Below are 14,134 nucleotides of genomic sequence, written 5' to 3' on the forward strand. Positions count from 1 at the left end.
CGGGCTTGGAAAGCATCTGCCCTCCAGCGGTGCATCGGATTTTTTCGAGATACCGCGAGGCTCCGCGTCGATGCGTCGGTTTTTTGCCACTAGGGTTCTCCATCCGATGCCTCATCTGACAAGGTGTGAGTTACTTGAGGGTGGCTATTGGGCTTACGTGTGCTTTGGGGGAAATGGGATGCGGGAAACGATTGCGCGGGAAAGCCTCGAGGATGCTCTGGGGGCGTTCCGATCACTGGACTTCTATGTTGTTATGTTCGGGCTCGCCCTGTGCCGAGCGTGGATTGTCCTATGCCTTTCGGCCCCGTTCGTCGTGTCTGAAATCGGTGTTTCTGACTGGTTGTTTCTGATCCCCGGCGCCCTGAGCACCCTTGCCGCCGCATTCGTTGCTTACCGGGTTGCCCAACGCGCGCGCTTCGACCGCCGGTTCAAGGCGATAACGGGAGCGATGGTCGGGGTCTGCGTACTCGGGTCTCCCGTAGTCGTTTTGGGGCAAAGCACGATCGGTATGGTTGCGTTTATGGTGTTGAGCGGGGTTGCATCGAGCTGCCTTCAGGTTCTCTGGGGAGTGGGATTCGCGCGTCGGAAGGCCTCGTTTTCCCTGTACTGCTATCCTTCTTCGGCGATCGTAACGGCGGTTCTTGTTGCGATCGTGCTCTTCGAGGGGGGCCTTTTGGCGTTTTGCCTCTATCCTATCGCGTCGTTTCTGCTCCTGCTGGTTTCTACAAGCAAAAGCACGGGCGTCGAGCTCGCCGACGGCGGCGATACGGCATCTGGCGATCCGGCTATTGAACGGGGCGAAAGCACATCGGGGCGAAAACCGTTGCCCTACCACGTTATCGGGCGGTTGCTCGTGAGCATTGTGATATTCAGCTTTCTGTGCAGGATGTACGACGCCTTGCCGTCGGGCGGTGCCGTGGATCCCCTTTCCGCGATCGGCGGCAGCTCGCTGTTTGCACTTGTTGTGACGGGCGCATTGTTCCTTGTATTTTCCGTGCTGCTCGGACGGGTTTTCAACCCCTTGTTCGGGTATCGCATAGCGCTTCCCCTCATGGCGCTTGGGATGGCGATCGTTTCCCTGTTCTTCTCCGATCATTGGTATCTTTCGATTTTGCTGATCGGCGTAGGCTACGAGCTTTTCGATACGTTGACGTGGATACTGCTGGTTGCTCTTGCCCAAAACCAGCAGGTTCGTCTTTCCCAGTACGTCATTTTCGGTTTGGGGACCGCTGCCACGATGCTCGGCATGGGAATCGGTTATTTTGCGGGCGGTACGGTACGCGAGAGCATCGTGTACGGAAGCCTGCAGGTGTCGTCTATCGGCATCGTCAGCGTTATGGTGCTGGTGGTGACGGCGTTTCTCGTGCTTCCTGAAGGTACGTTCGCCCAGCTTGCAGGTCGGCGGCTTTTCGATCGCGACGGGGGGAAGGCGATCGTGCGGGAGGCGGATGCGGCAGGAAACCCGCTCGAGACGGGATGCGATGCGATTGCAGACGAATACCGGCTGACTCCGCGCGAAAAGGATGTGCTCTTGCTGCTTGCGCGCGGGCGAACGCTTGCGATCATCATGAGGGATCTCGGCATTGCCAAGGGCACGGCCCAGACCCATATCGAAAACGTGTACCACAAGCTAGGGGTTCACAAGCAACAGGAGCTCATCGACCTCGTCGAGTCGTACGTTGGGATCTGAACCCCTGCCGTATTCGCCGCGTCTTGTTCGAGGCGCTCGCGTGCGGTTGCCCGATTTTCCTGCGGGCGGACGGTGCGGAGGCGTACCGATGACTTTCGAATCGCCAAAATAGGGTGCTCCATCGGATGCGCGAATCTTCGGTTTTGCTAGCATCGGGTAGCGAGGAAGCAAGGAGGGCGTTCGCGCCGGTTCGCAGGCTGCATGGGGGCCAGGCGGTGCGCGCAAAGGATGGAAGGAAGCGTTATGTCTCGAATCGTACTGCCCGTGTACACGCCGCGCTACAAACCCAACGGAAGCGAAGTGGCCGTGATAACGACGGGGAAGGGCGTCGTAACCGTGCAGCTCGATGGGGCCAATGCGCCGAAAACCGTCGGCAATTTCATCGAGCTTGCGTGCAAGGGGTTTTACGACAGCCTCAAGTTCCACGCATACAAGCCGAACTCGGTTGTGCTCGGCGGTTGCCCTATCACGCGTACGCTCGGTCCGGCGCAGGTCGAGGCCGCATCGCGCGGACTCATTCGCGGCATCCATCCCGGGGTGGGGGACGCGCGCTATACCATCGAGGACGAGTATGCGGGAAAGCCGAACAACAAGCACGTGCGCGGAAGCCTGTGCTTCGCGCATAAATCGGAGCCGAACTCCGGCAGCTGCCAGTTCTACTTCTCGCTATCCGAGCAGCCCGAGTTCGACGACGCCTTTACGGTGTTCGGGATGACGGTCGGCGGCATCGACGTCGTGGAGGCCCTGCGTGTAGGCGACGCCATCAAGGGGATAGAAATCATGTACGCAGACGAAGACGCGCTTGCGCAGGCCGTTGCGTTTGAGACTCCGAAACCGGGGGCGGTTCTTGAGAGCGAGGGCCGATCGAAGGCTGCGGTATAGGCGGAGCGGCAAAGGAGGTCAGCGATCGGTGTCGGTTGCTCCATGGGTTGATGTTTGCGTTGTACCCAGTTGCTTTGACGATGCAAAACCGCTGCCCTGGGCTATCGGCGTCCCAGGGCTCGATAGGCCTCCTTGTGGTGCGAGATGGGCGGGATATTTCGCCTGTTATACGGCCGAGTTTTTCTCGAGCACCTCGATGAACTCCTCCCGGCTATGCACGTCGAGCTTCGCATAGATTCGGCTCACGTGGGTTCTTACGGTTCCTGGGGCGATGAACAGCTCGCTCGCGATCTCTTGGTTCGTTTTCCCTTGGGCCATGAGCAGGGCGATGCCCTCTTCGCGCGCGCTGAGCTTGTTTATGGAGGAGAATCTTGCGATGCTGTCTCGCAGTCGGGACTCCTCCGTCGCCGCTTTGGGCGAGGTTCCCGCAGCGCCCCATTGAAGATAGAAATCCTTTTCGCGGAAGACCACGATCGAGGCCGAAAAAATCAATGTTCCCAGAACGGCGATGGCGGCGTATTCGAGGCCCTGATCGAATAGGTTGACGTAGTGCACGGCCGAGCCAGCGCTTTGTCCGATCCTGATGAACAGCGCATGGGTTGCAAATACGATTGCGCAGATGTAAGCAGCAGAAAACCGTCGGCGATACGCCGAGCTGCATGCGATGATGAAGGCCAGGGCAAGGAAGCTCTCGCTGCCCGCGCTCAAGAAGAATTGCGCGATGTCCAGATTATCTGTCGCAAGCAGAAGGTTGAGGAAGCCGACGATGACGAGCGGCAGCGTGATTCTGTATATGACTCCGAGATCGAATATGCTTTTGAAGAACATAACGCCAATAAGTATTATGAGGTTCGGTAAAAGCCGCCCGAAATACGAAGGTGCTTGAATGATCGAAGAAGTGACGCTGTCCGCTATGCCGAACGCGAAGCTGAGAGCCGCCACCCATGCGATAAGCCGCCACAGGGGACGCAGGGAGGGTTGGCGTGCATCGCTTTTCGGCACATGCGTTGCCGGTATGGTGCGAAATCCCGCGATAAGAAGGGCGATCGAGGCAAACGGCACGAGGCAGACGATGGTTGCGGCGCTCGGAGCGCTGAATTGTTGCAGCGTTTCCCAGACGATGCTGCAGACTACGAACGAAGCCGCGTACGCAAGGGCGATTTTCGTTGGCTCAATGCATCCGTAGAGCTCCAACCAAACCACAAACAACGTGGTAAAGCCTGCGGCGACGAGTATCTCGCCAAGTACGATAAACGCCGGCACGGGTTCCCAGAAAGAGCCCAGCAAGACGAGCAGCGAGCCAAGCGAAAGCGCGATTGCCGATCCGGCGACGAATGCACCGCGGCGGTACAAGGGGGCGTATCGTTTGGCGAGGACGATGAGTACGAAGAGGAACGCGCATTCGGTAAAGCTGTTTATCGAGATGGTCGGCAGGGGAAGCAGTGCGGTAGAACTCTCGACGCCAAGAGATGCGAGCAGAGCATACCACCTTCGGATGAGCCCGAAGCCCAGAAACGGCAAAGATACCGTTGTGACGCCGCGCATCTTGTCATAAAGGGCATTGACCTTTTCCCAGAACATAAGCTCCCTTTTTTGATCCCCTAACGTGGGCATCATAGCATATCCGTTCGGCATGCAAATTACGTAGAAGAATATCAGCAGGCCATGCCTCGTTTGGGACTCGGCTGCTTACAGTAAGCGCGGCTATTCGCTGGTAGTCTCTGGGTCGCGTTCGACGGCGATGATCGCATGTGGAAGGCGGCTGCTGACGAACGCGCGGGGACATCCGTTGCATTGAAGGGAGAAGGGTATGACGACCGAAGTATCGAGAAGGAATTTTCTGAAGGGCGCGGCTTTGCTGACGGCGGGCGGTGCGGTTGCCGGTCTGGCGGGCTGTGCGCCGAAGAGTGCGGACGGCTCTTCGGGCGGTGAAGCGAGCGGGGCGTCGGGCGGCTCTGAGGCAAGCGTAACTTGGGATGCCGAATACGACGTCGTCGTTGCCGGCTACGGTGCCGCAGGTGCTTACGCGGCGATTTCAGCAGCCGAGTCCGGCGCGAGAGTGTTGCTTATGGAGAAGGCCGACAAGGCGCATGCTGGCGGCAATTCGCGGTTCGGCCAGAACTACATGGCTCCCACCGATAGGGATCTGATGGTTCAGTTCATGGCGAACCTTCGCGGTGAGTACAACCTGATTTCAAGCGATGAGATCGCGGAGTTTCAGGTGGACGGCTGGATGACGTTTTACGATTGGCTGATCGAGCACGGTGTTTCGGAAGACGTCATCGAGTTCGCAACGAGGCCCGAATATCCCGAGCTGTATCCGGATGAGGAGTTCACGGGCTTTCGGAAAATCACGCTTCGTCCCGATCCGCGCTACAACGCCCAGGATGTCAATGCGGCCCTCGGAACCCTGCGCGATATCATCGAAGGAATGAAGGACAGCATCGATGTATGGTACAGCGCGCCCCTTGAAACCCTCATCCAGGATCCTGAGACGAAGATCGTCCATGGGGTTACGTCCACGATCGACGGCAAACGGTACAATATCAGGGCCATCAACGGCGTTGTGCTGGCGGTTGGCGGTTTCGAGAACAACCAGGAGATGATCCAGAACTACATCGGGTACACGGAGCTTTTGGCCAAGGGGTGCAGTTTCAATACGGGCGACGGGATCGTGGCGGCTGGCGCCGTGGGCGCCAAGATGTGGCACATGACATGCTGTGCCGCACCCGACCCTAATTACAAGAATCCCTACACCGGGTGTTCGTTCGGATGGACCTGCGCGAGCGGGAGCAAGACGCCTCCGAACGCCTGGTACGGCGACATGGGCCAAACGAGCGCGATCATCGTTGCGGGAGACGGCACGCGCTTCGTGAACGAAGCGGCCAATGAAACGCGCAACTCGCGTCATGGCCAGACTAACTTCCATGGCACATGGACGCACATGCCTTGGCCATCGAACACGTGGATGGTGTTCGACGAGGCCGCCCGGGTAGATGGGCATAAGCCTTACTGGAGCTGGAGCGATGGGCTTGAGCAGGAGCTCGAACTGGGTTGGCTCGTCAAGGGCGATACCCTGGCTGCCCTAGGCGAGCAGATCGGCATCGACGGTGAGGCTTTGGCTGGCACTGTAGAGAGATGGAACGGCATCTGCGAATCGGGGCTCGATGAAGATTGCGGCCGCGATGAGGGGCTTGTTGCCATCGGAGACGGCCCGTATTATGCGTTCAAGCTGACTCCCGCGGTCACCAACACTGACGGCGGCCCACAGCGCAATACCGATTGCCAGGTTATCGGCTGGGACGACGAGCCGATTCCCCATCTGTATTCCGCCGGCACCTGCGGATCGTTTTGGGTCGGCAACTACAATGGCGGCGGCAACATGGGTGAAAACTACGTCACGGGAACCACGGCCGGCGCCAACGCGGCCGCCGCAAAAGACGACGTGAGCCAGGAATCGTTGTTGTCCGGCGATGCGGTGAACTTTGCGGATGACTATGCGCTTACCGAGTTCGAGTGCGCCGATAACCAGTACATCGGACGCTACTGGGGCATGAACGACAGGCTCGCCGTGCGCGTGACGATCGACGGGGATACCATTGAGAACGTCGAAGTGGTGGAGCACAACGAGACTAAAGACGTGGGCACCCTGGCGATCGACCAGCTGCCGCAGATGATCGTCGAAGCCAATTCGACTGCCGTCGACACGATCTCCGGCGCTACGCGAACGAGCGCAGGCATCATTATCGCGGTCGAGCAATGCTTGGCTGAAGCGGGCGTTGAGATCAAGACGCACGATGCCGAGGTTGCTACGCTGCAATAGCGTTGGGTGCGTTCGGGGCATTCCCGGATCGTGCGAACTTGCGGTGATCCACGATGGCTGCAGCTTGCCGGCGAGCTGCAGCCATCTTTGTTGCGAGACACCGGTAGCCGTATAGGGTTTGGACGGGAGCCGCGTTAAAGATCCCGAACCATCTCGACGATTTCTTCCCGCGCATGCACGTCGAGCTTGGCGTAGATGTGCCTGATGTGGCTCTTGGCGGTGCCGTTCGAAATGACGAGAGCTTCCTCGACTTCAGCGATGCTTTTATCCTGCGCGAGCAAAACGAGCACCTCTTCTTCTCGTTGGGTCAGTCCGAACCGGTGGGCGATGATCGAACATTTGCCCTGCAGGGTTTCAAAAAACTCCTCGACGGCATCGTTTCTCTTGGCGGGAAGGGGGTTGATGCCCCAGGTGCTGGTGAAATCTTTGTCGGAAAGGAAAAACATCGCACAGGTTGCAATGAGCACGATGGCAAACGCTCCGAACACTGCTTTGTCGTCGAGTCCGACGGATGCGGCCCAGGAATAACCGTATGCGGCGGCGGTGCTTGCCAGCACGCGAAACGCGCGCGTCAAGCCGAACAGCCAGATGGCGGTAACGCCGTAAGTGTAGGATATGTTGCTCAGCACGATAAGGGTAAGGATGACAAATCCCGAAAACCCTGCGTTTATCAGGACGTTTCCCAAGCCGTCAAAACCGGAGAAGAACGAGATGAGCAGGAATCCGCCGATCATGAGCGGGGGTGTGACTTTGTAGAGCAAACGGGCATCGAATTTGTCGAACAGGAACACGTTGCATACGAGCACGATTGCCGCAATGAGCAGCATGCCGAGCATTCCCACATCGTTCGAGTCGAAGCTCATCGACCTACTGAGGGTTGAAGCGAAAGCATACACCGCTAGCAAAATGGAGGGGCGGATAGGGAACGACCAGTGGGATTCCGCGCTCTCCTTTACCTCCTCTGCCTGATCGGGCAACAGACGCAAGCTCAACGTGAGCATTATCATCGAAACGACGGGCAAAAGAGCGATGACGGCCATTTGCCACAGCGAGTCAAGCATCGAAACCGCGTAGAAGAGAATGGCTGCGAGCATGAAAGAGCTCGAGTAGAAAATGCTCGCATCTCTTCGCGGAAGGCTTGCATACAATTCGCTCCAGATCAAGATCAGCAAGGAAGTGCCCGCGCCGATAAGGGCGTTGCCGGTAACAAACAGAAAATCGCCCGCCACCGCGCCGAGCGGTGCAAGGGAGGCGACGGCTGTTCCGAGAAACGAGCTTGCACCGGCCGTCCAGACAAACCCCTTTTTGGTGGAGATGGGGGCGATTTTTCGCGCGAAAAAAGCGGCGAGCACCAAGCAGGTCAGGTTGGCAAGGTTCGAAAGTATGAGCGAATCGAGGGCGCGATCGGACGTCTCGAAGACACTTGTTGAAAAGTGTATGGTGAACAGCCAGGCGAGGTACACGCCCACTCCAAGGAACCGAAGGGGGAACAAGCCCGTCTTCGACAAGATGAGATCTCTGTCCGCCGCAGTGCTTTCCATGGCATCCCTTTCCGCCTGCCAATGATTATAGCAAGGAGGCAATCCTCTCCCAGCGGCGCAACCTCGCGGTCTTGTTTTGATTCTGTACTGCCGTTTCTCTGATCAGGCAATATAGCGAGGGGTTATAAATATCATCCCTCGCAGACAGATGATCATCCGCCTTCTCTTCTCGTGAAACGACAGGTTTCATCCCACAATGGCGTCGCCGATCGGATGGGGCTGCGCCGAAGGGCGGCTCCGTGTGCCGGCTTGTAACGATACGGGCTCGCGATGGGAGCCCGGGAATTGAAAGGGGATCGATTATGGGAAGTATCGATACGACCAAGATGAGTCGCCGCAGTTTTCTTGCGTTCGGCGGCGCGGCGGCGACGGTGGCAGCCGCCTCCTTCGCTGGGTGCGCCCCGGCGGGCGACCGGCAAGCCGATGCAACGCAGGGGGCCGACGGAGCCGACGGGGTGGCGACGTACGCCGATGGGCGCGTGGCCGCTTCCGAACTCGAGGGTTCTGTTGCTGTAGCCGAGCAGATCTCTGACTTTGCGGAGGAATTGAGCTTCGATGTAGTGGTAGTGGGCGCGGGAACCACGGGCGTGCCCGCAGCGCTTGCGGCCTGTGAGGCGGGTGCAACGGTTGCGGTTCTACAGAAAGAGGCGAATCCCGTTGCGCAAGGCATGTTGGCGGCTCGGGTCATGAAGGATCAGAGCACCGAAGCGGGTATTGCTGCGTACCTGCACGAGATGCACGAGCTCAATGCTCATCAGCCCGATATGGCTCTTCTGAAAGAGTTTGCGGACAAATCGCAGGATGTGCTTGAGTGGTATGAGGATAGGCTTACCGAGATTGGCTTTGATGCATGCAAGGAAAGCGATTCGATGGACCACGTTTACGAAGACGGAAACTGCTTCGTGAGGGGTCTGCTGTTTCCCGATAGCATGCAGGCGCCGACGACGGCGCTTGCCGAACAGGCGGTAAAAGATGGTGTCGAGTTTTTCTTCAATACGCCTGCAGTGCAGCTTGTTGTGGAAAACGGCGCGGTGACGGGTGTTGTTGGCAAGGCCGAGGACGGAACGTACAAGAAATTCTCTGCCGCAAAAGGCGTGATTCTTGCGACGGGAGATTTCCAGAACAACGACGCTATGCTCGCCAAGTACGTTCCCGACGCGCTCGTGTTCAACCGCAAGCAGATCAACAAGACAGGCGACGGACACCTGATCGGCCTTTTGGCGGGCGCTGTGATGGAGCCCGGCGGTCACAGCAAGATGATCCATGGCGGCAAAGGATGCTTTCGCGAAGAACCCCTCTTGGCGGTCAACGTCAACGGCGAGCGCTTCATGTACGAGGATGTTCCTTACGGTGCGCGCAATACGATTCTGCGCGATCAGCCCGAGCACCGCATGGTGACCATCTTCGACGCGAACTACTCCGATCAGATATACGGCTGGGGGAGCGATCCGACGGTTCCAACCGTGGCAAACGGCACGCCCGAGAAGATTGCGGCGTTCGTCGAGGATGGCACGCTTCTGCAGGCGGATAGCATCGAGGAGCTGGCGAAAGCTGCGGGCCTGCCTGTCGAGGCCACCGTTGCGACGGTTGAGCGCTACAACGAGCTGTGCGAATTGGGCGCCGACCTCGATTTCGGTAAGGCTTCGAAGTACATGCAGCTGGTGAACACCCCGCCTTTCTACGCGATGCCCCGCGAATATGCGGTGTCCGCAATACCCGCAGGGCTTTTGATCGACGTGAACGGTCAATGCAAGAACGCCGACGGCGAACCCATTGAGGGCCTGTTCGCGGCAGGCAACTGCTCGGGTCCGTTCTACGGGGCGATCGATTACTCGCTTTCGACCATGGGCCTTTCGGTCGGGCGTTGCATTGTGTTCGGGTATCTGACGGGTAAGCACGTGGCTGGAAAATAGGATCCCGGGATTCGGCTTCATTCGAACAAAAGACGGACGGGCGGGCAAACGACCGTCCGTCCGTCTTTCTGCATGTGAACGGTGCTTCGTGGAGCGGTCAGGCTGTTTTCCAGGCATCCTGTCTCTCGGAGAAAAGAACGGGCGGCATCGATTAACCGATGTGCTGCGACCGTTTCACGCGCTCGATGAGTTCTTGTTTTCCCGATACACCGAATTTCTCGTACACATGGCGGGCATGGGTTTTCACGGTGCTGTGCGACAGCACGAATTCCTTTTCTATGGCCGGCAGGCTGTAGCCCTGTACGAGCAGTTGAAACACGTCGTTTTCGCGGGGAGTCAATCCGTGTTCTTCGGCTAACGCGGCAAAGTGGTCTTCCTGCTCTTTCTCCCACGAGGGGGATTGCTTTGCCAGAAGGCGCTTCGCGCTGTTGCGGTAGAGCAGCAACGCGACGGCGAGGGTGTATACGATTATCAGAACCAATGCGGTAAGCGATAGCGTCCCTTGGTTGACCTGCACTTCGAAGAAGTAAGCAAGGGGAGCGGCCAAAAGGAGGAGCAGGTTGAGCGCCGTCCATCCGCCGACGAGCACGACAAACGGGTCTGCTTTTTTGGAGTTTGCGATTTCGGGGAGGATAAGCCATATCAGTACGTAGAAGAACGTCCAGCTAGATTCGACGAGCGCCACGGCGACCGTGGCGACTATTCCCTCGCGTCCTGGCAGGAGGAGCAGCCCGAGCAGGGTGAGGAAGAACAGGGGGATGATCATCTGCTGGGTGTTCGGTGCGAACCGGACGCGCGAAAGGTACAAGAGAAGTAAGATCATGCCGCCAATGCGGATTACCGCTGCTGCAACGGTTTGCATCGATCCGTCGACGGCGGGGAAGTTGAAGAATACGAGAATCCTGAAAAGCATGGCATAGCTTGCCATGAGCACGACCAATTCCCATGGAATGGAAGCAAGGCTGCGACGAGCGTCGAGCGCCTTTCCTCCTGATGCTTCCTTGTCGTATTCGCCACCGTTTTGCGGCGTGAGGAAAAGCGGCAGCACGCTGCCGCATGCGATGGCGAGAAAACAAACGGCCTGCATGCTTTGGGGCGCCGCACTCATGATCGTAAAGATGAGTACGGCGATCAGCGCCGCAAAGGCGATCGAACGATTTCGATGGGGTTTCTCAAGCGAGGTGAGGTACTCCGCCCAGCAGAGAAGTATCCATGCATGGGCGATCCCTATCAAGCACTGCGCAGCGAAATAGACCGGCAGGCTATAGGCGTAGTAGAAGGTAAGAACGAAGCCGATGAGGAGTGATGCTCCGTTGACGGCCAGCATGGTGCGGAGCCGCAGAAAGCGGCAGCCTCTCAACGCCATGGTAAGCGCAACGAGTAGAACGGCTACCGAAAGGATTCTGGCAATCCAGAGGCTGAAAACGGGAAACGCATTGATCTCCGTCTCCCATAAAGAATAGGAGGGCGTTTGCCGGAGCAGGCCGAGCGTTGCCAGCTGGCAACAAAAAAACAGCGGTAGAACCGTTGTGTCAAAAGCCTTTGATCTGCCCTTTTTTGCCATATCGTCCTTTTAGGTCAATACGAAAAACTCGTAGTTTTTATAATTCGACCCCTTTGGGCCGATGCCCGTGCTCGCCGTCGCCTCGATGATACGAAAGGCGGCAAGGCCGTCGAATCGGATAATGGAAATACTACCAAAGGGGATGATCTTATGAGCATCACGCGAAGGAATTTTCTCAAAGGAGCCGCCATCGGTGGCGTAGGCGTTGCTTCGGCCGGATTGTTGGCGGGATGTGCCAGCCAAGCGAGCGGAAGCGGCGATGCCTCGCGCGTGGAGGAAGGGCAACCGGCGAAAGTCAGCGTGCTCGGGTCGATGGATCCAGCCGACGAAACGTTCGAAGGCGATGTCGTTGTGCTGGGGTGCGGCCCTGGCGGGATAGCATGCTCCACGCGTTTGGCGGAGAACGGCGCCAAAGTCCTTATCGTAGAGAAAACCGAAAACATCGGTGGAACGGGCATGGTCTGCTCGGGCAATTGCTATATTTCGCTCAACAGCGAATACCAGCTCGAACAAGGGCTGCAAGCCGACATCCCGGCGTTTTACAGAGAGTGGCTCGAGGCCGTTCACTACCATTGCGATCATGAGGTATTGAGCACGTATCTGCGCAATTGCGGCCGTGTCGTCGATTGGCTGCGCGGTTACGGCTTCGGGTTCTACATGAAGGAAACTCCCCCGACCAACGGATTGTCAGGTAATGAGTACCGCATCTCGCAGCCGCCGAAAGACGACGACAACCGCAAGAAGACGTACGGCAAGATGGTCGATGCTGTGATCTCGGCCGGGGGAGCTATGCATACAGGTTGCACGGGCCAGGAGCTTATCGTGGACGAATCCGGCGCCGTTGTCGGCCTTCGGGCAACGCAAGGTTCGAAGACGGTCGATTTTATGGGAAAGGCCGTCGTGCTTGCTTCGGGCGGGTACGGTGCAAACCAAGACATGATCAACGAGTTGTGCTCGGTGCCGCTGCTCGGCCGCGATCCTGTGCTGAACAACGGCGAAGGAGCCGCAATGGCATGGGCGGCTGGGGCGGCAAAACCGTGGAATCTCGGCATCCTCTGCTGCGATACGCTCTATCCCATCGACGAGAACTACGTATCGTATCCTGGCGGTGTTCAGGCGCTGGGCAACGTCATGCAGGATCCCGCGAAGGGCCGGATGCACGTCAGCCGGTTCGGTAAGCGCTTTCATTCGGAGGACGCGTTTTGCTGGGTGCCGACGTACGGCGGCGCGAACGGGGTTGCCTATGACGAACCGTGGCTGTTCGTCATAGCGGATCGGGCTGCGATCGACGGCTTGAAAGAAGCCGATCCGGATACGGTTACCGATGCATATCTGGCATCGATGAAAGACTCCGGTGTGCTGTTCGAGGGAGCCACCCCCGGGGCGCTTGCGGAGGCCGTCGGCTGGGATCCGTCGGTGTTCTCTGCGGAATTCGAAGCGTATGCCGCGTTATGCGAAGCAGGAGAAGATCCGGTTTTCTTCAAGGATGCGAAGTATCTCGTGCCGTATGGCGACGGTCCGTATTTCGCTGTGCGCATGGCTCCGACCCCCTTCGGCACATGCGGAGATCTGAGCGTGACGCCGAAGATGGAGGTAAAGGCTTCAGAGGCGGGAGCTACGGTAAGCGGGCTGTATGCTGTTGGGACCGAATCGGTGGGAACCATGCACAATGACTACTACTGGGCGCTTGGGCAGACGGTCGGTTGGGCGCACACGTCGGGCGTTTTGGCTGCCGAGGAGATTGCGGCAACCGTGCTCTGACGGCAGCGGCGGCATCTATGCCCGCGCTTGATATCAACGACCCGCACGACGAGAGCGGCCATGGGCCCGGTGTCGTGCGGGCCTTGTCGCCTCGGGTGTATTCAGGTGCGCCGAACGTTCGTGTACAATGACCCCGATCGTGCAATGCGGTCATGCGCTCAGAGCGACGGAAGGCGATCTCATGGAAAAGCGCTACTTCGAATACGGCGATGAAGAGATAGCCTACCTCAAGGCGAAGGATAAGCGGCTTGCCGAGGTCATCGAGCGAATCGGTTTTATCGAGCGCGAGGTGCACGCCGATGTGTTCCAGTCGCTCATCGACTCGATCATTGCCCAGCAGATATCGGGCAAGGCGGCGCAGACGGTATGGAACCGCATGGTCGAGGGGCTTGGCGAGGTAACGCCGGAGCGTATCGCCGCGGCTCCGATCGAGGAGTTGCAGCAGTTCGGCATGACCTTCAGTAAGGCGCGTTACATCCACAACGCAGGGGAGAGGGTTGCCGCAGGTGAGCTCGATCTCGAGGCGCTGCGCGAGAAACCTGACGAAGAAGTGTGCCGCGACCTGTGCGCCCTCGACGGCATCGGCGTATGGACGGCCGAGATGCTCATGATCTTCTCTCTGCAACGGAAGGACATCCTGAGTTTCGGGGATCTGGGCATCCAGAAGGGGATGCGCATGGTGCACCATCACCGCAGGATTCCGCGCGACTTGTTCGAGAAGTACCGCCGCCGTTACGCGCCGTACAACAGCGTTGCGAGTTTGTACTTCTGGGAGGTCGCGGGCGGCGCGCTCGAGGACATGAAGGACTACGCGCCGAAGAGGAAACAGCAGAAGAAGCGCTCCTAGAGGCAACGGGCGGGCTTCGACGCTCGCCGAACCATCGGCTCGGGCATCCTCTCTTCTGGATATCGATAAGACGAATACTTATACTTATGCACCATAGGGGATACGGCAGCATT

Annotated in this window: 9 protein-coding genes; 6 read left to right on the forward strand and 3 right to left on the reverse strand. The window is 58.3% G+C overall.

Features of this window, described 5'->3' with window-relative positions; translation table 11 throughout:
- The first annotated feature begins 178 nt into the window (after positions 1-178).
- Both MWL89_RS03535 and MWL89_RS03540 read left to right on the forward strand, forming a co-directional pair.
- A complete protein-coding gene (locus MWL89_RS03535; RefSeq protein ID WP_244411778.1) occupies positions 179-1,690 on the forward strand; it encodes a helix-turn-helix domain-containing protein in 1,512 nt (503 codons plus the stop codon).
- Between the two features lie 243 nt (positions 1,691-1,933).
- A complete protein-coding gene (locus tag MWL89_RS03540) occupies positions 1,934-2,572 on the forward strand; it encodes a peptidylprolyl isomerase (protein ID WP_244411779.1) in 639 nt (212 codons plus the stop codon).
- Between the two features lie 165 nt (positions 2,573-2,737).
- On the opposite strand, the gene MWL89_RS03545 is transcribed toward MWL89_RS03540, so the two are convergent.
- Positions 2,738-4,153, reverse strand: coding sequence for a helix-turn-helix transcriptional regulator (locus tag MWL89_RS03545; protein WP_244411780.1), 1,416 nt, complete (start codon positions 4,151-4,153; stop codon positions 2,738-2,740).
- Between the two features lie 229 nt (positions 4,154-4,382).
- Here MWL89_RS03545 and MWL89_RS03550 point away from each other — a divergent pair, with 229 nt between their 5' ends.
- Positions 4,383-6,395 (forward strand): FAD-binding protein, encoded by a 2,013-nt coding sequence (locus MWL89_RS03550; RefSeq protein ID WP_244411781.1) that lies wholly within the window; start codon positions 4,383-4,385, stop codon positions 6,393-6,395.
- A gap of 134 nt (positions 6,396-6,529) precedes the next feature.
- On the opposite strand, the gene MWL89_RS03555 is transcribed toward MWL89_RS03550, so the two are convergent.
- A complete protein-coding gene (locus tag MWL89_RS03555) occupies positions 6,530-7,936 on the reverse strand; it encodes a helix-turn-helix transcriptional regulator (RefSeq protein ID WP_244411782.1) in 1,407 nt (468 codons plus the stop codon).
- A 302-nt stretch (positions 7,937-8,238) separates the two neighbouring features.
- Between MWL89_RS03555 and MWL89_RS03560 the strand changes: the two genes are divergently transcribed.
- Positions 8,239-9,849 (forward strand): FAD-dependent oxidoreductase, encoded by a 1,611-nt coding sequence (locus MWL89_RS03560; RefSeq protein ID WP_244411783.1) that lies wholly within the window; start codon positions 8,239-8,241, stop codon positions 9,847-9,849.
- A 151-nt stretch (positions 9,850-10,000) separates the two neighbouring features.
- On the opposite strand, the gene MWL89_RS03565 is transcribed toward MWL89_RS03560, so the two are convergent.
- Entirely contained in the window at positions 10,001-11,413 is a 1,413-nt protein-coding gene (locus MWL89_RS03565; RefSeq protein WP_244411784.1) for a response regulator transcription factor, read from the reverse strand.
- Between the two features lie 150 nt (positions 11,414-11,563).
- Between MWL89_RS03565 and MWL89_RS03570 the strand changes: the two genes are divergently transcribed.
- Both MWL89_RS03570 and MWL89_RS03575 read left to right on the forward strand, forming a co-directional pair.
- Positions 11,564-13,174, forward strand: a complete 1,611-nt coding sequence (locus MWL89_RS03570; RefSeq protein ID WP_244411785.1) for an FAD-binding protein — start codon at positions 11,564-11,566, stop codon at positions 13,172-13,174.
- Positions 13,175-13,355: 181 nt separating this feature from the next.
- Positions 13,356-14,021, forward strand: coding sequence for a DNA-3-methyladenine glycosylase family protein (locus tag MWL89_RS03575; RefSeq protein WP_244411786.1), 666 nt, complete (start codon positions 13,356-13,358; stop codon positions 14,019-14,021).
- Positions 14,022-14,134: the final 113 nt, after the last annotated feature.

Origin of the sequence: Raoultibacter timonensis (genome assembly GCF_022845715.1) — a bacterium.
Taxonomy (GTDB): domain Bacteria; phylum Actinomycetota; class Coriobacteriia; order Coriobacteriales; family Eggerthellaceae; genus Raoultibacter; species Raoultibacter timonensis.